This window comes from Streptomyces galbus, from assembly GCF_005280195.1.
In the GTDB taxonomy this organism is placed as follows: domain Bacteria; phylum Actinomycetota; class Actinomycetes; order Streptomycetales; family Streptomycetaceae; genus Streptomyces; species Streptomyces galbus.
In genome coordinates this window covers 76,981-96,963 of record NZ_SZPR01000031.1, presented here as the reverse complement: position 1 = coordinate 96,963, position 19,983 = coordinate 76,981, and the positions used below count along the sequence as shown (strand labels likewise).

17 protein-coding genes are annotated in these 19,983 nt (G+C 73.6%); 11 read left to right on the top strand and 6 right to left on the bottom strand.

The annotated features are described in order from the left end of the window. Together E4U92_RS36070 and E4U92_RS31060 are read left to right on the top strand one after the other, a co-directional pair. A partial coding sequence (locus tag E4U92_RS36070) for a hypothetical protein (protein ID WP_168725231.1) occupies positions 1-192 on the top strand: 192 nt, incomplete at its 5' end. Positions 193-264: 72 nt separating this feature from the next. Next, the gene (locus tag E4U92_RS31060) at positions 265-756 is read left to right on the top strand and encodes a hypothetical protein (protein ID WP_137303775.1); all 492 of its coding nucleotides are present in this window, start codon (positions 265-267) and stop codon (positions 754-756) included. Here E4U92_RS31060 and E4U92_RS31055 read toward each other — a convergent pair. The 3 genes from E4U92_RS31055 to E4U92_RS31045 all read right to left on the bottom strand — a co-directional run bounded on the left by E4U92_RS31055 (position 749) and on the right by E4U92_RS31045 (position 3,982). Then, positions 749-1,906: a serine hydrolase domain-containing protein gene (locus E4U92_RS31055; protein ID WP_137303774.1), complete on the bottom strand. Its 1,158-nt coding sequence runs from the start codon at positions 1,904-1,906 to the stop codon at positions 749-751. The genes E4U92_RS31060 and E4U92_RS31055 overlap by 8 nt on opposite strands. A gap of 185 nt (positions 1,907-2,091) precedes the next feature. Continuing rightward, a complete protein-coding gene (locus E4U92_RS31050; protein WP_137303773.1) occupies positions 2,092-2,775 on the bottom strand; it encodes a glycerophosphodiester phosphodiesterase in 684 nt (227 codons plus the stop codon). Positions 2,776-2,809: 34 nt separating this feature from the next. Beyond that, positions 2,810-3,982, bottom strand: a complete 1,173-nt coding sequence (locus E4U92_RS31045; protein ID WP_137303943.1) for an adenosine deaminase — start codon at positions 3,980-3,982, stop codon at positions 2,810-2,812. 98 nt (positions 3,983-4,080) lie between these two features. Here E4U92_RS31045 and E4U92_RS36880 point away from each other — a divergent pair, with 98 nt between their 5' ends. Next, positions 4,081-4,983, top strand: a complete 903-nt coding sequence (locus E4U92_RS36880) for a DUF4190 domain-containing protein (protein ID WP_174864093.1) — start codon at positions 4,081-4,083, stop codon at positions 4,981-4,983. Between the two features lie 70 nt (positions 4,984-5,053). Here E4U92_RS36880 and E4U92_RS31035 read toward each other — a convergent pair whose 3' ends face one another. Beyond that, positions 5,054-5,629, bottom strand: a complete 576-nt coding sequence (locus E4U92_RS31035; protein WP_137303772.1) for an NADAR family protein — start codon at positions 5,627-5,629, stop codon at positions 5,054-5,056. A 213-nt stretch (positions 5,630-5,842) separates the two neighbouring features. Between E4U92_RS31035 and E4U92_RS31030 the strand changes: the two genes are divergently transcribed. From E4U92_RS31030 to E4U92_RS31000, 7 genes are all read left to right on the top strand, one after another. Beyond that, entirely contained in the window at positions 5,843-7,405 is a 1,563-nt protein-coding gene (locus E4U92_RS31030) for a gamma-aminobutyraldehyde dehydrogenase (protein ID WP_137303771.1), read from the top strand. Between the two features lie 51 nt (positions 7,406-7,456). After that, a complete protein-coding gene (locus E4U92_RS31025; RefSeq protein ID WP_137303770.1) occupies positions 7,457-8,707 on the top strand; it encodes a polyamine ABC transporter substrate-binding protein in 1,251 nt (416 codons plus the stop codon). Next, a complete protein-coding gene (locus E4U92_RS31020) occupies positions 8,704-9,870 on the top strand; it encodes an ABC transporter ATP-binding protein (protein WP_137303769.1) in 1,167 nt (388 codons plus the stop codon). Before E4U92_RS31025 ends, E4U92_RS31020 begins: the two co-directional genes overlap by 4 nt. A gap of 2 nt (positions 9,871-9,872) precedes the next feature. Beyond that, on the top strand, positions 9,873-10,802 hold the full coding sequence (locus E4U92_RS31015; protein WP_137303768.1) for an ABC transporter permease: 930 nt from the start codon (positions 9,873-9,875) through the stop codon (positions 10,800-10,802). Beyond that, complete coding sequence (locus tag E4U92_RS31010) at positions 10,802-11,602, top strand: ABC transporter permease (RefSeq protein WP_137303767.1); 801 nt, start codon at positions 10,802-10,804, stop codon at positions 11,600-11,602. The genes E4U92_RS31015 and E4U92_RS31010 overlap by 1 nt, the downstream gene beginning before the upstream one ends. Before the next feature lie 27 nt (positions 11,603-11,629). After that, positions 11,630-13,057, top strand: coding sequence for an NAD(P)/FAD-dependent oxidoreductase (locus E4U92_RS31005; protein WP_137303766.1), 1,428 nt, complete (start codon positions 11,630-11,632; stop codon positions 13,055-13,057). Between the two features lie 120 nt (positions 13,058-13,177). Beyond that, entirely contained in the window at positions 13,178-13,630 is a 453-nt protein-coding gene (locus tag E4U92_RS31000; RefSeq protein WP_137303765.1) for a hypothetical protein, read from the top strand. Between the two features lie 32 nt (positions 13,631-13,662). Here E4U92_RS31000 and E4U92_RS30995 read toward each other — a convergent pair whose 3' ends face one another. Together E4U92_RS30995 and E4U92_RS30990 are read right to left on the bottom strand one after the other, a co-directional pair. After that, entirely contained in the window at positions 13,663-15,345 is a 1,683-nt protein-coding gene (locus tag E4U92_RS30995) for a PucR family transcriptional regulator (protein WP_137303764.1), read from the bottom strand. A gap of 144 nt (positions 15,346-15,489) precedes the next feature. Next, positions 15,490-17,964 carry an ATP/GTP-binding protein gene (locus E4U92_RS30990; protein ID WP_137303763.1) on the bottom strand — a complete coding sequence of 825 codons (2,475 nt, stop codon included), beginning with the start codon at positions 17,962-17,964 and terminating at the stop codon, positions 15,490-15,492. A 292-nt stretch (positions 17,965-18,256) separates the two neighbouring features. On the opposite strand from E4U92_RS30990, the gene gabT reads away from it, so the two are divergent. Beyond that, a complete protein-coding gene (gene gabT, locus E4U92_RS30985; RefSeq protein WP_137303762.1) occupies positions 18,257-19,591 on the top strand; it encodes a 4-aminobutyrate--2-oxoglutarate transaminase in 1,335 nt (444 codons plus the stop codon). The last annotated feature ends 392 nt before the right edge of the window (positions 19,592-19,983 follow it).

The window sequence follows — 19,983 nt, the reverse complement described above, 5'->3', positions numbered from 1 at the left end:
CGCCTCGCCCGGCGGACCCTGGGCACCATCCGCTCCAACCTGTTCTGGGCCTTCGCGTACAACGTCGCCGCGCTGCCGCTCGCCGCGGCCGGACTGCTCAACCCGATGATCGCGGGCGCCGCGATGGCCTTCTCGTCGGTCTTCGTGGTGAGCAACTCGCTGCGGCTGCGCGGTTTCCGCGCCCAGAGCTGAGGGCCCGGCGGGACGACGCAGACGACGGAGGGTTGGTTTTGAACATGTTCAAGAACGGCGTACGCTCGGGCCATGAGCGACAGAGCCGCCCTGCTCAAGGGCATCCGCGCGTGGCTGGTCTTCTTCGTCGTCTGCCTGGTGCTCAGCGGCGCCACGGCCTTCCCGCTCGTCCACGAACTGCGCTGGGCGGAGAGCCTGTTGCGGAGCCTGTCCGTGCCGGAGCACCTGCCCGGGCTGATGCACTGGATCGCGCGGGTGCGGCAGGGTCTCGACGCGACCGACGCCGAGTACCCCTTCGTGCTGTACGGCACGGACTGGCTGGCCTTCGCCCACCTGGTCATCGCGGTCGCGTTCTGGGGGCCCTACCGTGACCCGGTCCGCAACATCTGGGTCGTGGAGTTCGGCATGATCGCCTGTGCCGGCGTCGTCCCGCTCGCCCTGATCTGCGGACCGGTGCGCGGCATCCCCTTCTGGTGGACGGTCGTCGACCTGTCGTTCGGGGTGTTCGGCGTGCTCCCGCTGTGGGTGGTGCGCAGGAAGATCCAGCGGCTGGCGGCTACTTGAGCGCGGCCAGGGCGATCCGCTGCGCCACCGCGCTCAGGCCCTCGCCCTTCGCGTCCGTCGCGTTGACGGAGTACACCAGGGTGCGGCTCAGGTCGCGGGTCGCGGCGAGCAGGGTGCTGTAGCCGTACCGGGCGCCCGACTTGAGCCAGTAGACCCGGCCGTTGTGCTCGAACCGCTGCAGCCCTGCCGAGTAACTGGCGCCGGGGATGTCCGCGGGCACGGTGAACATCTCCTCCAGCTGCGGGCCGGGCACCAGCTCACCGCGGAACAGCCGGGTCAGCAGCCGTTCGAGGTCGGCCGTCGTGGAGATCATCCCGCCGGCCGCCTCGTCGGCCGGGACCCAGTCGGTGACGTCCAGGAACTCCGTGGTGCCGTCGGCGCGTTGCACCTTCTGGTAGCCGTGGTTGTGCGGACCCTCGATGCGCGGGTCGACGCCGGGGAAATAGGTGTCGCGCATTCCGGCGGGGCGCAGGACCAGGGCGGTGGCGGCGGAGGGGTACGGCCGGCCCGTGACCTTCGCGACCAGCAGCCCGAGCACGGTGTAGTTGATGTTGAGGTAGTGCTGCCGCGTCCCCGGGGCGAACTCCGGGCCCTTGGCCACCGCCGAGGCCACGACCTGGCGCGGGGTGAGGTACTCGAAGCGGTGGGCGTACAGCTCCTCGAAGGAGTCGCCGAGTCCGTCACCCGCCGGGATGCCGCTGGTGTGGTTGAGCAACTGCCGCACGCTGACGGGCCGGAACGCCGTGCCGAGCAGGCCCGGCAGATAGTGCTGCACGGGCGCGTCGAGGTCGACGCGGCCGTCCGCCGCGAGGCGCAGCACGGCCGCCGCCGTCACCACCTTGGTCGTGGAGCCCGCCCGGAAGCGGGTCCGCGGATCCGCCGGCCGGCCGCTCGCCAGGTCGTGCACCCCCGCGCTGCCGCGCCAGCGGCCGTCGTGGCCGCCGACCCGGACCAGCGCCGCGGTGGCGTCGCCGTCCGGCAGCCCGGCCAGCGCGGCCCGCAGCGCGGCGGCGTCCGGCCCGGCCACCGCCTGGGCGGTCACCGGTGAGGGCGCGGCCGGTGCGGCCGACGCGGGTACCGCCAAGGGGCCGGCGGCGGCCAGCAGGGCGACGGAGAGGGCGAGGACGGTCGTACGGCGCTGCACACGCATGCGGGACTCCTGGGGGCCGAGGCGTCGGGAGGGGCTCCGCGATCATCCTCGGCGCGGCGGGACCCGCACGGATCGTCGCCGAGGAGGAAACGCGTCCCTGACCGGTCCCCGACCAACCCCCCATAAAAGAAGGGGAGTTGCCGGGGTTCTTCCCTAGAGGCCGGGGCCGGTCACGCTCGCCTCGGTCACGCTTCCTTCAGCGCGCACAGGACGTCGACGCGGTTGGTGGTGATCGAGTCCACGCCCAGGTCGAGCAGGCGGCGCATGGCGCGCCGGGTGTCGGGGGTCCACACGGACAGCAGCAGGCCCGCGTGGTGGACACGGGCCGCGAGGGCGTGGTCCACCAGGGACCAGCGGTAGTTGAGCCAGCGCGGCCGGACCGCGTCCAGCAGCGCCGGACGCGGGGGAGCGAGGCTCGTGCAGGTCAGCGCGATCTCGGCGGACGGGTCGGCGCCCCGCACCGCCAGCATCGCCTCGGCGTCCGCGCAGTAGTAGACGCGGTCCTGCGCCCCGGCCTCCCGTACGGCGTCCACCACCCGGCGCGCCGCGCGGACCTCCCGGGTGCCGGGCAGGTCCAGCATCACCCGGCTGCCGTCGGTCGCCGCCAGCGCCTCGGCCAGCGTCGGCACCCGGCCCCCGGTCGCCTCGCGCACCTCGGCGGCGGTGAGCGCGCGCAGCGGGCGGTCGTGCTCCCACAGCCGGTCGAGTGTGTCGTCGTGCAGGAGCACCGGCACGCCGTCCCGGGTGAGCCGTACGTCGACCTCCACCGCGTCCGCGCCCAGGCGGAGCGCGGAACGCAGGGAGTCGAGGGTGTTCTCGCGGAAGCGGTAGGGGTCGCCCCGGTGGGCCACCGCAGTCACGGATTGCATGCGCCCATTGTGGTGGGCGAGCGGGTCCCGCGGGTCAGACGGTGAGCCAGCGCGTCGTGTAGGCGTCGATCTCGTCCGCGATGCGGGTCTTGCCGGCGGCGTCGAGGAAGGACGCCTCCACCGCGTTCTTGGCGAGCTCGGCCAGGCCGCGCTCGTCGAGGTCGAGGAGGCGGGCGGCGACCGCGTACTCGTTGTTCAGGTCGGTGCCGAACATCGGCGGGTCGTCGGAGTTGATCGTGACCGGGACGCCGGCCCGGACGAACTCCCGGATCGGGTGCTCGTCGAGCGAGCGGACCGCGCGCGTGGCGATGTTCGAGGTCGGGCACACCTCCAGCGGGATGCGCCGCTCGGCTAGGTGGGCCAGCAGCTTCTCGTCGCGTGCGGAGCTGGTGCCGTGCCCGATGCGCTCGGCGCGCAGGTGGTTCAGCGCGTCCCAGACCGTCTCCGGGCCGGTCGTCTCCCCGGCGTGCGGCACGGAGTGCAGGCCGGCGGCGATGGCCCGGTCGAAGTACGGCTTGAACTGCGGGCGCGGGACGCCGATCTCCGGGCCGCCGAGCCCGAACGAGACGAGCCCCTCCGGACGCACCCGGTCGTCGGTGGCGAGCCGCGCCGTCACCTCGGCCGACTCGAGACCGGCCTCGCCGGGGATGTCGAAGCACCAGCGCAGCACCGTGCCGAACTCGGCCTCGGCCGCCTTGCGCGCGTCCTCGACGGCGTCCATGAAGGCCCGCTCGTCGATGCCGCGCCGCACGGACGAGTACGGCGTGATGGTCAGCTCCGCGTACCGCACCTGCTGCCGGTGCAGCTCCCGGGCCACCTCGTACGTCAGCAGGCGGACGTCCTCGGGCGTGCGGATCAGGTCGACGACCGACAGGTAGACCTCGATGAAGTGGGCGAAGTCCGTGAACGTGAAGTAGTCCGCCAGGGCCTCGGGGTCGGTGGGCACCTTGGAGTCGGGGTGCCGGGCGGCCAGCTCGGAGACGATGCGCGGGGAGGCGGACCCGACGTGGTGGACGTGCAGCTCGGCCTTGGGCAGCCCGGCGATGAAGGCGTGCAGGTCCCGGGGGACGCGGGCGGCGTCGGGGGTGGTGGGGCCGGTCGGAGCGGTGGGCTCGGCGCCGGCGGGTGTGTCGCGGTGGTCGGTCAAGGGGTCCTCCCCGGGACGGCGCCCCTCGCGGCGGTGGCCGTCGGACGGGACGCGGGTGATCGGCTGATCGGTGTCTCGCGGATCATCGTAGGCCGGGAGGCAGGCACTGTGGGTCGGGGCCTTAGCATGACGGAACGTACGACGGAGGGGGCTCCACCATGTCCGAGGACGCGACGCCGACCGGCGCACCGCAGGACCGGACACCTCCCGGCCCGTCACCGGCCGAGCGGGAGGCACCAGAGCAGGTGGAGCAGGGTGGCGGGGAGGCCGGACAGGCGCTGCCCGACACCCACCACCCGGACACGGCGGTGGCGCGGCTGTCCCTCGACAAGGACCCCGCACCGGCGGAGCCGACCGCCCCGAGCGCGCCGACGGGGACTGCGGGCGTCCCCCAGGACACCCAGCCGCCGGCGCCCCCGGCACCGCACACCCAGCCCGTCACCCCCGACCCCTTCGTCCCGCCCGCAGACCCCTTCGCCCCGCCCTCCGACCGCACCCCCGGCCCTCCCGCACCCCCACCGCACAGCGGCCCGTACGCCCCGTACCACCCGTACGGCGCCGGCCCCTACGCCGGTGCCCCGCACCCCGTCACCCCGCAGGACGGCCCGGTCCCGCCGCCGCCCCTCGCCCCCGGCGGTCCCGGGCAGGTGCCGTACGGCTACCCGGGCGGGCCCGGGTTCCCGCCTCCGCAGGGCTACCCGGGCGGGCCCGGGTTCCCGCCTCCGCAGGGCTACCCGGGCGGGCCCGGGTTCCCGCCCCCGCAGGGCTACCCCGGCGCCCCCGCCGCCCCGGTGTACTACGGGTGGCCCGGGACGCCGCCCCCGAGCAACGGCATGGGCACCGCCGCGCTGGTGTGCGGCATCGTCTCGGCCGTCGGGTTCTGCCTGTGGCCCCTGGCCATCGTGCTGGGCGTCCTCGCCGTGATCTTCGGAGCGACGGGCAGAGGGAAGGCGGCCAAAGGCGAGGCCACCAACCCGGGGCACGCCCTGGCCGGAATCATCTGCGGCGCGGCGGGGGCGCTGATGGGCGTGGGCGTGATCCTGGCGCTGGTCCTCGGGTAGGGGGTGTGTCGTCGGTCAGGCCGGATCAGGCGTCGCGAGCCGACCTGACCGACGACGACACACCTGCAGGTCAGCCCGCTTCCTCCCGCAGCCGTCTGCGCGCCTCCATCAGTGCGAAGCCCAGCAGGTTCGGCCCCCGCCACCGCTCCGGGTCGCCCGCCGCCTCGTCGTCCGCCGTCAGCCCGATGCCCCAGACCCGGTCCACCGGGCTGGCCTCGACCAGCACCCGCTCGCCGGTGTTCAGCAAGAACTCCCGCAGCGCGGGGTCGGACGCGAACTTGTGCACGCTGCCCTCGACGACGATCCCGAACCGCTCACGCTGCCACGTCGCGTCGTCGAAGTCCCGCACCAGCCGCCCGGCCTTCTTCGCCTCCGCGGGATGCTCCGCGGCCAGGACCCGCCGCTCGGCCTCGGCGTCCGCGAAGAGCCGTGCCTTGCCGGCCATCATCCAGTGCTCGGCCGTCGCGTAGGCGACCCCGTCGACCACGAAGGGTGACGGCCACCACTGGCTCAGACAGCTCGGCCCGACGCGTCCGTCCGGCCGCGGCCGGTGCCCCCAGAAGTAGAGGTACTTCACCGTCGACCCCGCACGGAGCGCCCTGATCAGGGACTCCCGGGTGTCGATCCTCCCCGTGTCGTTCACCATGCACGTGAGTGTCGCAGGCACCACGGACACTGCGTCCGCCCTTTTCCGCGTCGACTCGACACCTGGTCGACAGATTCCGTCGCGTAACCGAAAGGCAACAACGGAATCCCTTGTGAGGGTCTCATCGCTCTGTCAGGATCGGCACTCAAATCGAGCTGGAGCTACGCCACCCCACCCCCGTGCACCTGCGGGGCGACGGCTCAGGAGAGCGACATGCAGAACCCGGACACCGCCACCGTGGACGGATCCGACGGAACCACCGCCCTTCCCGCCTTTCCCGCTCAGGAACGTTTCGCCCAGGGCGCGCAGTTCATCGCCGGCCGCTACCGCCACGGCACCTCGGCCGCCACGCACACCGTGGTCGACCCGGCCACCGGCCGCGGCGTCCTGACGTACGCGCTGGCGAGCACCGACGACGTCGACGCGGCGGTCGCCGCGGCGCGCGCCGCCTTCCCGGGCTGGGCCGGGGCCACTCCCGGCGAGCGCTCCGACGCGCTGCACCGCTTCGCCGCCGTGCTCGCCGACCGCGCCGAGGATCTGGCCCGCGCCGAGTCCCTGCAGTGCGGCAAGCCGCTGAAGCTCACCCGTGAGTTCGACGTGCCGGGGACGATCGACAACACCGCGTTCTTCGCCGGCGCGGCCCGCCACCTGGCCGGGCTGTCGGCCGGCGAGTACTCCGGCGACCACACCTCGTACGTGCGCCGCGAGCCCATCGGTGTCGTCGGCTCCATCGCGCCGTGGAACTACCCGCTGCAGATGGCGGCGTGGAAGGTCCTCCCGGCGATCGCGGCGGGCAACACGATCGTGCTCAAGCCCGCCGAGCTCACCCCGCTGACCTCGCTGCTGTTCGCCGAGGCCGCCACCGCCGCCGGCATCCCCGACGGCGTGGTCAACGTCGTCACCGGCACCGGCCGGGAGGCGGGCGAGCACCTGGTCGGCCACCCGGACGTGGCCATGACCTCCTTCACCGGCTCCACCGCGGTCGGCCGGCGCGTCGCCGAGATCGCCACGGCCTCCGTCAAGCGCCTGCACCTGGAGCTCGGCGGCAAGGCGCCCTTCGTGGTCTTCGACGACGCCGACCTGGAGGCCGCCGCCCACGGCGCGGTCGCGGGCTCGCTCATCAACACCGGGCAGGACTGCACGGCCGCCACGCGCGCGTACGTGCAGCGGCCCCTGTACGAGGCGTTCGTGGCACGCACGGCCGCCCTGATGGAGACCGTCCGGCTCGGCGACCCCTTCGCGTCCGGCACCGACCTCGGCCCGCTGGTCTCGTCCGCCCAGCGCGACCGCGTGGCCGGCTTCGTCGACCGGGCCCGCGCCTACGCGCGCGTGGTGACCGGCGGCGAAGTACCCCAGGGGGATCTCAGGAACGGCGCGTACTATCGCCCCACGCTGGTCGCCGACGCGCCCCAGGACAGCGAGATCGTCCAGGCGGAGATCTTCGGCCCGGTCCTCGTGGTGCTGCCCTTCGACACCGACGACGACGGCCTCCGCCTCGCCAACGACACCCCGTACGGGCTGGCGGCGTCCGCGTGGACCCGGGACGTCTTCCGGGCGAACCGGGCGACCCGCGAGATCAGGGCCGGCTGCGTGTGGGTCAACGACCACATCCCGATCATCAGCGAGATGCCGCACGGAGGCTTCGGGCAGTCCGGCTTCGGCAAGGACATGTCCTCGTACTCGTTCGAGGAGTACACCCAGATCAAGCACGTTATGTTCGACAACACGGCGGTGGCCGCGAAGGACTGGCACCGCACCGTCTTCGGGGACCGATAGCCAACGGGCCGCTGGACCGGCGGCCGACCCTCCCGGAAGGGCACCACGCGCATGGAGCAGTACGAGCCCGACGACCGCCTCTCACCGGCCCAGGTGGCCGCGATGCGGCGCAGCCTCCGCACCGGCCGGGCGGCCCTGACCCGCCGGTCGCTGCTGCGCGCCTCCGCGGGCGGCGCGCTGGCGCTGGGCGGCCTCGGGTCGCTGAGCGCCTGCGGCATCCCCGCGGCGGGCAAGACGGCGGGCGGCACGTCCGCCGAGGACCACTCGGCGCAGGAGAAGAGGATCTCCTTCTCCAACTGGACCGAGTACATGGACGTCGACGACAGCGGCAAGCACCACCCGACCCTCGACGCCTTCACCCAGCGCACCGGCATCAAGGTCACGTACACCGAGGACATCAACGACAACAACGAGTTCTTCGGCAAGATCAAGCCGCAGCTCGCCGCCGGCCAGGACACCGGCCGCGACCTGATCGTCCTCACGGACTGGCTGGCCGCCCGCCTGATCCGCCTGGGCTGGGTGCAGAAGCTGGACCCGGCCAACCTGCCGCACGCCTTCGCCAACCTCTCCGGCCAGTTCCGCACCCCCGACTGGGACCCCGGGCGCGCCTACTCTTACCCGTGGCAGGGCATCTCCACGGTGATCGCCTTCAACAAGAAGGCGCTGGACGGCGTCGAGGTGAGGTCGGTCTCCGACCTGCTCGACAACCCCGAGCTCAAGGGCCGGGTCGGCTTCCTCACCGAGATGCGCGACACCGTCGGCATGACGCTGCTGGACCTCGGCAAGGACCCGGCGGCGTTCACCGCCGACGACTACGACGCGGCGATCGCCCGCCTGCAGAAGGGCGTCGACAGCGGCCAGATCCGCCGCTTCACCGGCAACGACTACACCTCCGACCTCACCAAGGGCGACCTCGCGGCGTGCCTGGCGTGGGCCGGTGACGTCGTCCAGCTCAAGGCGGACAGCCCCGACGTCGACTTCATCGTGCCGGACAGCGGCTACCTGACGTCCAGCGACAACCTGCTGATTCCCAACAAGGCCCGGCACAAGACCAACGCCGAGCGGCTGATCGACTACTACTACGAGCCGCAGGCCGCCGCCGAGCTCGCCGCCTACATCAACTACGTCTGCCCGGTGGACGGCGTGAAGCCCTACCTGGCGAAGATCGACCCGGACGCGGCGAACAACCCGCTGATCATCCCCGACAAGGCCATGCAGGCCAAGTCGCACGCCTTCCGCTCGCTGAGCGCGAAGGAAGAGACCGCATTCGAAGCGAAGTTCGCGAAGCTCACTGGGGCGTGACCACGATGAAGACCACGAACGACAGCGGCGGCGACGTCCGCCTGACCGGCATCGGCAAGACCTACGGCTCCTTCACCGCCGTCCACCCCCTGGACCTGACCGTGCCCCAGGGCTCGTTCTTCGCGCTGCTCGGCGCCTCGGGCTGCGGCAAGACCACCACCCTGCGCATGATCGCCGGCCTGGAGGAGCCCACCACGGGCACCGTCCACCTCGGCGACCAGGACGTCACCCGCCTGCCGCCCTACAAGCGCCCGGTGAACACGGTGTTCCAGTCCTACGCCCTCTTCCCGCACCTCGACATCTTCGAGAACGTCGCCTTCGGCCTGCGCCGGCGCGGCATCAAGAGCGTGAAGAAGCAGGTCGAGGACATGCTGGAGCTGGTCCAGCTCGGCGAGCAGGCGCGCAAGAAGCCGCACCAGCTCTCCGGCGGCCAGCAGCAGCGCGTCGCGGTGGCCCGCGCGCTGATCAACCACCCCAAGGTGCTGCTCCTCGACGAGCCCCTCGGCGCCCTGGACCTGAAGCTGCGCCGCCAGATGCAGCTCGAGCTCAAGCGCATCCAGACCGAGGTCGGCATCACCTTCGTCCACGTCACGCACGACCAGGAGGAGGCCATGACCATGGCCGACACGGTCGCCGTGATGAACGCCGGCCGCGTGGAGCAGCTCGGCGCTCCCGCCGACCTCTACGAGAACCCGCGGTCCACGTTCGTCGCGAACTTCCTCGGCACCTCCAACCTGATCCAGGCCGAGGTCGACACCCGCAGCGGCGACGACATCGTCCTCAGGGCCGGCGGCGGCAAGCTCGTCCTGCCCGCGGCCCGCTGTACCGCGCCCACCGCGGCCGGCGGGAAGGTGCTGGTCGGGGTGCGCCCCGAGAAGATCGCCCTGACCCACGCGGACGACGCCGGCTCCATCCCCGAGGGCCGCAACCGCATCACCGGCACGATCGCCGACGCCAGCTTCATCGGCGTCTCCACGCAGTACGTCGTCGACAGCGCGGTCTGCCCCGAACTCGCGGTGTACGCGCAGAACGTCGAGCGCGACGGCCGCCTGGTGCCCGGCGCGGAAGTCGTCCTGCACTGGAGCCCGGCGCACACCTTCGGTCTCGACGCCGACCAGGACATCGACGCGGGCGTGGGGTCCGTCGAGGAAGAGGCCGCGTAGCGATGTCGACGCTCACCGAGGCGCCCCCGCCCCTCACCCCGGCCGCCCCCGCGAAGAAGCCGCCGCGCCGGCGCGGCCGCTGGACCCCGTACTGGCTGCTGCTGCCCGGACTGCTCTGGCTGGTGGTGTTCTTCGCGCTGCCGATGATCTATCAGGCGTCCACGTCCGTGCAGACCGGCTCCCTGGAACAGGGCTACAAGGTCACCTGGCACTTCGCGACCTACTGGAACGCGCTGGGCGACTACTGGCCGCAGGCCCTGCGCTCGGTGCTGTACGCGGCCGCCGCGACCGTCCTGTGCCTGCTCCTCGGCTACCCGCTTGCCTACCTGATCGCCTTCCGCGCGGGCCGCTGGCGCAACCTGATCATGATCCTGGTGATCGCGCCGTTCTTCACCAGCTTCCTGATCCGCACCCTCGCCTGGAAGACGATCCTCGCCGACGGCGGACCGGTCGTGGGGGCGCTCAACACCCTGCACGTGCTGGACGTCACCGACTGGCTCGGCTGGACGGCCGGCGACCGCGTCCTCGCCACCCCGCTCGCGGTGGTGTGCGGACTGACGTACAACTTCCTGCCGTTCATGATCCTGCCGCTGTACACCTCGCTGGAGCGCATCGACGGGCGGCTGCACGAGGCCGCCGGAGACCTGTACGCCAAGCCCTCGACGACCTTCCGCAAGGTGACCTTCCCGCTGTCGATGCCGGGCGTGGTCTCCGGGACCCTGCTGACGTTCATCCCCGCCTCCGGCGACTACGTCAACGCCGAACTGCTCGGCTCCACCGACACCCGCATGATCGGCAACGTCATCCAGACCCAGTTCCTGCGGGTCCTCGACTACCCGACCGCCGCCGCCCTGTCGTTCATCCTCATGGCGGCGATCCTGCTCATGGTCACCTTCTACATCCGCAGGTCCGGGACGGAGGATCTGGTCTGATGCCCGTCGTCACCTGGCTCAAGCGCCGGCTGGTCGTCATCGCCGGACTGATCACGCTCGGCTACCTGCTGCTGCCGAACGTCGTCGTCACGGTGTTCTCCTTCAACAAGCCCAAGGGCCGCTTCAACTACGAGTGGCAGCAGTTCTCCACCGACGCCTGGCAGGACCCCTGCGGGGTGTCCGGCCTGTGCGGCTCGCTGTCGATCAGCCTGCAGATCGCCCTTTGGGCGACGATCGGCGCGACCGCCCTCGGCTCGATGATCGCCTTCGCGCTGGTCCGCTACCGCTTCCGGGCCCGCGGCGCCGTGAACTCGATGATCTTCCTGCCGATGGCGATGCCCGAGGTCGTCATGGCCGCCTCGCTGCTCACCCTGTTCCTCAACCTGGGCGCCCGGCTCGGCTTCTGGACGATCCTGATCGCCCACATCATGTTCTGCCTCAGCTTCGTCGTCGTCGCCGTCAAGGCCCGCGTGATGTCGATGGACCCGCGCCTGGAGGAGGCCGCCCGCGACCTGTACGCCGGGCCCCTGCAGACCTTCCTGCGGGTCACCCTGCCCATCGCGGCCCCCGGCATCGCCGCCGGCGCGCTGCTCGCCTTCGCGCTGTCCTTCGACGACTTCATCATCACCAACTTCAACGCGGGCTCGACGGTGACCTTCCCGATGTTCGTCTGGGGCTCGGCCCAGCGCGGGACGCCCGTGCAGATCAACGTCATCGGGACGGCCATGTTCCTCGTCGCCGTCCTGCTCGTCCTGACCGCCATGGTCATCAGCAACCGCCGCACCAAGCGCAAGGCGTGATCCGGAAAACCGTAGGGAGTTGACATCATGGCCCCACGCGCCATGAGTTCTGACCATCACTGGACGAAGGCACTCTCCGAAGCCCGGCCGGTCCCGTACTGGCTGGAAGACCCCGGCAGGCCCCACCCGGAACCCGCCCTCACCGGCGCCGAGACCTGCGACCTGCTCGTCGTCGGCGGCGGCTACAGCGGCCTGTGGACCGCGCTCGTCGCCAAGGAGCGCGACCCGCAGCGGGACGTGGTCCTGATCGAGGGCCGCGAGGCGGGCTGGGCCGCCTCGGGCCGCAACGGCGGCTTCTGCGCCGCCTCCCTCACCCACGGCCTGGCCAACGGGCTCGCCCGCTGGCCGGACGAGATCCACACCCTCCAGCGGCTCGGCGCCCGCAACCTCGACGAGATCGAGCGGGCGATCGCCCGCCACGGCATCGACTGCGACTTCGAGCGCACCGGCGAGATCGACGTCGCCACCGAGCCCTACCAGGCGCAGGAACTGCGCGACTGGTACGAGGAGACCGAGCGCCGGGGCCTGGCCGACGGCGTCGAGTTCCTGGACGCCGACGCGGTGCGCGCCCAGGTCGCCTCACCCACCTTCCGGGCCGGGCTGTGGGACCGCCGGGGCGTGGCCATGCTGCACCCCGCCAAGCTCGCCTGGGGCCTGAAGCGGGCCTGCCTGCGCCTGGGCGTGCGCGTGTACGAGCACACCCCCGCGCTCACCCTCGAGCCGTACGGCGCCGGCATGGCGGTGCGCACCCCCTACGGGCGCGTCCGCGCCCGCCGGGTGGCCCTCGGCACGAACGTCTTCCCCAGCCTGGTCCGGCGGGTGCGCGCCTACACCGTCCCCGTCTACGACTACGCGCTGATGACCGAGCCGCTGACGCCCGAGCAGCTGAAGTCGGTCGGCTGGGAGAACCGGCAGGGCCTCGGGGACTCGGCCAACCAGTTCCACTACTTCCGGCTGTCCGCCGACCACCGCATCCTGTGGGGAGGCTACGACGCGATCTACCCCTACGGCGGCCGGGTCCGCGCCGAGTACGACGACCGGCCCGAGACCTACGCCAAGCTCGCCGGGCACTTCTTCACCTGCTTCCCGCAGCTCGAGGGGGTGCGCTTCACGCACGCGTGGGGCGGCGCCATCGACACCTGCTCCCGCTTCTCCGCGTTCTTCGGCACCGCCCACCAGGGCAAGGTGGCCTACGCGGCCGGCTACACGGGCCTCGGGGTGGGCGCGACCCGGTTCGGCGCCGAGGTGATGCTCGACCTGCTCGCGGGGGAGCGCACCGAGCGGACCGAGCTGGAGATGGTCCGCAGGAAGCCGCTGCCCTTCCCGCCCGAGCCGTTCGCCTGGACCGGCATCGCCCTCACCAAGTGGTCGCTGGCCCGCGCCGACGCGCACGGCGGGCGGCGCAACCTGTGGCTGCGGACCATGGACCGGCTGGGCCTGGGCTTCGACAGCTGACGGGGCCCCGGCGTGACCCGGCTCACCGCAAAAAGTGGGCCGGACCCGCGTAATGCCCGGCGGGAACCTTCCTCTCCCTCGTGACGCGACCGCGTCCACGACAGACAGGGAGGTCGTCAGATGACTGGGGCGAAGACGGCGGTCGAATGGCTCGCATCCGTCGCACCGGACCCCGAGGCGTGCCGCTGGGAATGGGAGCGCAACCCCCACGGGGTCGCGCTGCTGCCCGCGGGCCGGGCCTGGGACGTCCTGATCCTGCCGGGCGCGCTCGGCTACCCCACGCTCGACGTGCTCACCCGCGTCCTGGACCGGCCCGGCCCGGTGCTGGTCGACTTCGGCGACGACCGGATGGGGTTCTTCGTCCCGCCGGGCACCGCCGCCCGCTGGGTCGGCACCGGCATCCGCACGGCCGGCAGCGGTACCTGGATCGTCGTGCCGTACCCCGGCCGGGCGGCCCGGGGCGTGCGCTGGCTGGTGCCGCCGGACGGCTCCGGCACCCTCACCGACCCCGCACTCCTGGAACTGGCCTTGCACGAGGCGGCCGCCCAGCGCGCCCGGGGTGAGGAGACCTGAGGGACCTCGGAGAAGAGCGCCGGGCGGCCAGGTCACGCGCGGGCGGACGCCCCCGGGCCCTGGTCCGCCGACGTCGCCTTCAGCGCCAGCCACAGCTCCATGCGCACGTCCGGGTCGTCCAGGGAACGGCCGAGGATCTCCTCCACCCGGCGCATCCGGTAGCGCAGCGTGTGCCGGTGGACCCCGAGGTCGGCCGCGGCGGCGTCCCACTGGCCGTGCCGGGACAGCCACGCCCGCAGCGAGGCCACCAGGTCGCCGCGCCCGGTCGCGTCGTGCTCGTGCAGCGCCCGCAGCAGGCCGTCCGCGAACGCGCGCACCGCGTCGTCCGCGAGCAGCGGCAGCACCGAACCGGCGGCGAGCTGCTCGTGCTCCACGCACACCCGGCCCCGCCGGCGCGCCACCGACAGCGCCTGTTCGGCCTGCTTGTAGGCGGCGGCCGCCGCGATCGGCCCGGCCGGCGCCGACAGGCCGACGACCAGCTCGCCGTCGTCCCCCGCCTCGCGGGCCCCGCCCGCCGGCCGCCCGGCCTCCAGCGCCGCCGCGAAGTCCGCGCACGCGCCCACCGCGGCCCCGCCGTCCGGCGCCAGCACGACCAGCCGCTCGCCCTCCGGGACCACCAGCACCGCCTCACCGGAGCGGGCCGCGGCCGCCTCCAGCGCCTCCGTGAGCGCGTCCAGGGGGGCCCCGGCGGCCTCCGCGGTCTTCGGCGCGGCCCCGCGCGGGCGGGCGGGCCCCTCGGCGTGGGCGCGGGCCGACGGGCCGGGCGCCGCCTCCGCGACGATCATCCGGAACGGGGCGTCCAGCAGCTCGCCGTACAGGCCGCCGGCGACCGCGCGGGCGTGGTCCGGCTCGCCCGCGAGGAGCATGCGCAGCACCGCCGCGCCGATCCGCTGCTCGGCCGCGTGCAGCGAGCGCGAGCGCTCCGTGACCAGGGTGAGCAGGGCGATCGCCGAGTGCACCGCGTAGCGCTCGGCCGTGCCCGGGGCGGCCGCCGTGCCGACCGCGAGGGCGGCCCGCGGGCGGCGGCCGGTGCCCAGCGAGTGCAGCTCGACCCGGTCGTCGGCGTCGGCGCCGCCGGGGCCGCCCACCACCGAGGACGCCGGCGCCGGCCGCTCCCGCAGCCGCTCCACCTCCGACGTCAGCCGCGCCGCCCTGCGGCCCGCCCACTCCGGCGCGGCCGCCACGACGGCGCCCGAGGCGTCGTACAGCGCCGCCCAGCCGTCGACCTGCTGCGCGAGCGCGGCGAGCACGCCCTCGGGTCCGGCCGTGAGCGCCTGCCGGGTCAGCTCGCGCTGCGCCGCGAAGCCCGCGGTGACCGCCCGGTACTGGTCGGCCGCGATCGCCGCCGACACCGCCTTGCTGATCGCCAGGAACGGCGTGCGGCGGGGCACCTCCAGCAGCGGCAGCCCCTCCTCCTCGGCGGCGTCGACCAGCGCCGCGGGCACCTCGTCGTAGTTCACCCCGACCGCGAAGCCGAGCCCGACCACCCCGGCCCCGGCCAGGCGCCGTACGTAGCGCCGCATCGCCTCCGGGTCCTCCGCGTCCAGCTTCAGCGCGGTGATCAGCAGCAGCTCCCCGCCCTCCATGTACGGCACGGGGTCGGCGAGTTCGCTGACGTGCGCCCAGCGCACGGGCACGTCGAGGCGGTCCTCGCCCGCGCGCACGGTCAGCTTGAGCGCGGAGTGGTGGACGAGCGAGGCGAGGGTGGGGGGCATGGCGCCTTCAGGTCGGCGGACGTCGTCGTCAGGTGATCGTTTGGCCACAACGTACGAAGGGCCTGTGGCGATTCTGCCTCACTGGAGGAGTGCCGTGCGTCCGTTCGACCCCCGGCCCCGCGACGCCGCCCGCCCCGCGGGGCCTCAGCCCCGCAGGTCCACCAGCAGCGGGGGAGCGTGCTCGCCCGTCACGGTCGTCAGGGACAGCACCGCGTGCCCCGGCGGCACCTCGTGCGCCAGCTGCGACGCCGACCAGCGCTCCCGCTCGACCTGCCGCACGGTCACCGCGTCCGTGGTGACCGCCTTGCCGGTCACCAGCTTGCGCAGGGCGTGGATGGCCCGGGTCATCGGCTGGTCGGCGAACACGGTGTGCTGGGCGACCTCCGTGGTCTCCACCCACTCGGTGCCCCAGGTCTGCGCGAACCGGTTGCCGTCCCAGGTGGTGACCCCGCTGAACGCCATCCGGCAGCCGACGGCCCCGTACAGGGGCCCGTGCAGCGCCTCCGGGACGTCGCCGATCGTGCGCAGGGTGAGCAGCACGCCCGCGTTCTGCGAGCGCAGCCGCTGGACGCGGCGCACCGACTCCGGGGTGATCGCGCCCGTGGCGTCGTCCAGGACCAGACAGGCGAAGTGCGTGCGCGGCCCCTGCCGGACCACGGCGTGGAACTGCGCGAGGACCAGCCGGGTCAGCAGCCGCCCGGCCTCCTCGTGGCCCCGCTCCGGCAGGTCCACCCGGACCCGCAGCGGATGGTGGGCCACGGCCCGCAGCGAGAAGGGCCGCTGGGCGCCGCCCCCGCCGAAGAAGTCCGCGAAGGCCGGCCGGTCCAGCAGCGCCAGCCGGTCGGCGAGCGCCCGGCCCGCGTCACCCGGGACGCCGGTCTGCCGCACCCGCGCCTCCAGCTCGCGGCGCATCACCTCGTGCCCGGCGAGCGCCTCGCGCAGCGCGGCCACCGCCGCCGGTTCGCCCTCCAGCAGCTCCCGCAGCGCGGGCAGGGTCGGGAAGCGGCCGTGCACCGCCCGGTACGGGCCGAGGAGCTGGGCGAGCGCGGTGGCCGCGCCCTGCGCGCCGACCGTGTCGAGGTCGCCGACCAGCGCCTCGGCGAGGATCGCGGCGGCCTCGTCCGGGTCGTCGGACTCGGCGTAGGGGTCCAGGTCGTACACCGAGGCCGGGTCGCCGACGCGGACGACGACGTCGAAGGCGGAGTCGGAGCCGAGCCGCGCGCCGGGCGCCGGCACCGCGACCACGGCGCACCGCCCGGTGAGCGCCTGCAGCGCCAGCGCCTCGGTCACCGGCTCCACCAGGGTGCGTGTCTTGCCGGACCCGGACGGGCCGACCGCGAGCAGCGAGGTGCCCAGCACCTCGGGCCCGAGGGCGGCGCCGGCGTCGTGGTACGGCAGCGGGGAGCGCTCGGCGGCCACCCAGCGGCCGATGCGCACCTGGTCCGCGAGCAGGTCGTGCCGGGCCGAACGGCGGGGCAGGTCGCGGGCGCCCGAGGGGTGCGTCCAGGCGGCGCCGCCCTGGCGCAGCACCGTGTCCCGGAAGGCGGCGAGCCCGGCGTCGCGGCGGGCGGCGGCGAAGGCGAGGTCGATCCGCGCGCAGTCGACGTCGTTCATCCGGCCGCCGGCCACCTCGGCGGTGAGCAGGTCGGCGGCCTCCTCCTGCCCGGCGTCGCGCAGGGCGGGCCACTGGGAGCGGGGGCGTGCCACGGGCCGCGGCGCGCTCGGCGCGGCGGCGGCCCTGCGGGCCGCGAGGCGCTCCTTGGCGTACGGCAGCCAGCCGCCGAGGCGCGCGAACGGCCACAGCACGAGCAGGGTGATGACCGTGTACAGCGAGTCGGTGAACAGCGGCGACGCGAACAGCTCGTAGCCGCCGGAGACCAGCACGACGAGGGAGAACAGCGGGTCGACGACCGGCAGGGCGTTCCAGCCGACGCCGAACGCGTCCGGGAAGACGAAGCTCAGCGTGACCAGGGCGGCCAGCGCGGCGAGCAGGGCGCGGGCGGGCTGGGGGCGGCGGCCGACGAGGTGGCGCACGGTGTCGGGCCAGCTCCCGAGCCGGCCCATGGCGTACAGCAGCACCGCGAAGAACACGCCGTCGTAGACCACCCGGGCCTCGGCGCCGTCCATGGTCCTCGGCGAGGCGATGGTGCCGCCCCACCACCAGTCGTCCGGCGTGAACAGGCGCAGCACCGAGAACTGGTACGGCAGGCTGCCCCGCCGCCACAGCGACCACAGCACCAGCGCCGCCACCAGCGGGACCAGCATGCCGACGACGGTGACCGGCGCGAGCCGCTCCGGGGCGTCCGCGCCCTTCGGCAGCCGGTAGCCGTGGCGCCAGATGCCCGGGCGGGCCTCGGGGCGCGGGGCGTCCAGCCAGTCGGCGACGGCGGAGGGCGGGGCGGCGGCCGGGGGCGGAGGCGTGCCGGGCGCCCGCCCGGGCGGCGGCGGCACGGCGGGCCGGCCGGGCTGACCGGCGGAGTGACCGGACGGCCCCGCGGGCGGTGCGGCCGGGGGCGGGGGCAGGTCGGGGCGGGTCGCGGGGGGTTCGGGCGGTGCCGTGGGGCGTGGCACGGGGTTCGCGTGCGTGCCGCGCGCGTCCTGTGTCCCGTCGCTGTTCATCGCCGTTGCCCCCTGACCAGCCGTTCCGTCCACCGTCAGCGGTCAATCTAACGCCCCGGCAAGGGCAGTTCACCGCTTACGCGCCCGCAGCGCGCCCCCGCCGCCCGTCCGGTCCCCCGCTCGGGCACGCCGGGCCCCTGCTCCGCCGTGGCACGGCCGCGGGTCCTCTATGTCCACCACGGACAAGCCGGGTCCGGGAAAACGCCCACATGGAGCATGCCCACCCCCGGGCGCCCGGCCTAGCCTGCGAGAAAACAAGGCACGAGTCCGCAAGACCCCCCAGGAGCCCCTCATGACCGCACTTCCGCAGGAGCGCCGCGTCGTCACCGCCATTCCCGGCCCGAAGTCGCAGGAGCTGCAGGCCCGTCGCGTCGCCGCGGTCGCGCAGGGCGTGGGCTCCACGCTGCCGGTGTTCGTCACGCGCGCGGGCGGCGGCGTGATCGAGGACGTCGACGGCAACAGCCTGATCGACTTCGGCTCCGGCATCGCCGTGACGACCGTCGGCGCCTCCGCCGAGGCCGTGGTGCGCCGCGCGTCCGCGCAGCTCGCCGACTTCACCCACACCTGTTTCATGGTCACCCCCTACGAGGGCTACGTGGCCGTCGCCGAGGCGCTGGCCGAGCTCACCCCGGGTGACCACGCGAAGAAGTCGGCCCTGTTCAACAGCGGCGCCGAGGCCGTCGAGAACGCCGTGAAGATCGCCCGCGCCTACACCAAGCGCCAGGCGGTCGTCGTCTTCGACCACGGCTACCACGGCCGCACCAACCTGACGATGGCGCTGACCGCGAAGAACATGCCGTACAAGCACGGCTTCGGCCCGTTCGCGCCCGAGGTCTACCGCGTCCCGGTCGCCTACGGCTACCGCTGGCCGACCGGCCCGGAGAACGCCGGCCCCGAGGCCGCCGCGCAGGCCATCGACCAGATCACCAAGCAGGTCGGCGCGGACAACGTGGCCGCCATCATCATCGAGCCGGTGCTCGGCGAGGGCGGCTTCATCGAGCCGGCCAAGGGCTTCCTGCCCGCGATCCGCCGGTTCGCCGCCGACAACGGCATCGTCTTCGTCGCCGACGAGATCCAGTCCGGCTTCTGCCGCACCGGCCAGTGGTTCGCCTGCGAGGACGAGGGCATCGTCCCGGACCTGATCACCACCGCCAAGGGCATCGCGGGCGGCCTGCCGCTGGCCGCCGTGACCGGCCGCGCCGAGATCATGGACGCCGCGCACGCGGGCGGCCTGGGCGGCACCTACGGCGGCAACCCGGTGGCCTGCGCCGGAGCGCTCGGCGCCATCGAGACGATGAAGGAGCTCGACCTCAACGCCCGGGCGAAGGAGATCGAGGCGGTCATGAAGGCCCGCCTCACCGCCATGGCCGAGAAGTTCGACATCATCGGCGACGTCCGCGGCCGCGGCGCCATGATCGCCATCGAGCTGGTCAAGGACCGCGCCACCAAGGAGCCGAACGCCGAGGCGGCCGCCGCCCTGGCCAAGGCCTGCCACCAGGAGGGCCTGCTCGTCCTGACCTGCGGCACCTACGGCAACGTGCTGCGCTTCCTGCCCCCGCTGGTGATCGGCGAGGACCTGCTGAACGAGGGCCTGGACATCATCGAGCAGGCGTTCACCCGCATCTGACCGGGCACCGTCCCGCGCGCATCTGAGAGGCCCGACGCACGTCTGTCGGGCCTCTCACGTGCACCGACGGCAGGGCGTGTGAAGAACGTGTGCGAGGTGGATGGGGGGACGCCGGGAAGCCTGTCGTCCGCCCGGAGCCTGCCGTAGGTTCGTTCCAGATGAGAGATACACCCGCTCACAGGGGACTGTGGGCGACATCAGGCCGGGGCCTCCCCAGCTCCGGCCTGGCCGTGCCCTCGCGCACACCGGAGCCGTGAGGCCCCGGATCTCCACCGATCGGACGGTCGCCCGCCCCACACCCCCCGGGGCGCGCGACGACCCGGTCCGGACGGCCGCCCCGGAACCATCCCCCCTGTTCCGGGGCGGCCGACCTCCTTCTCGGCACTTCTCGG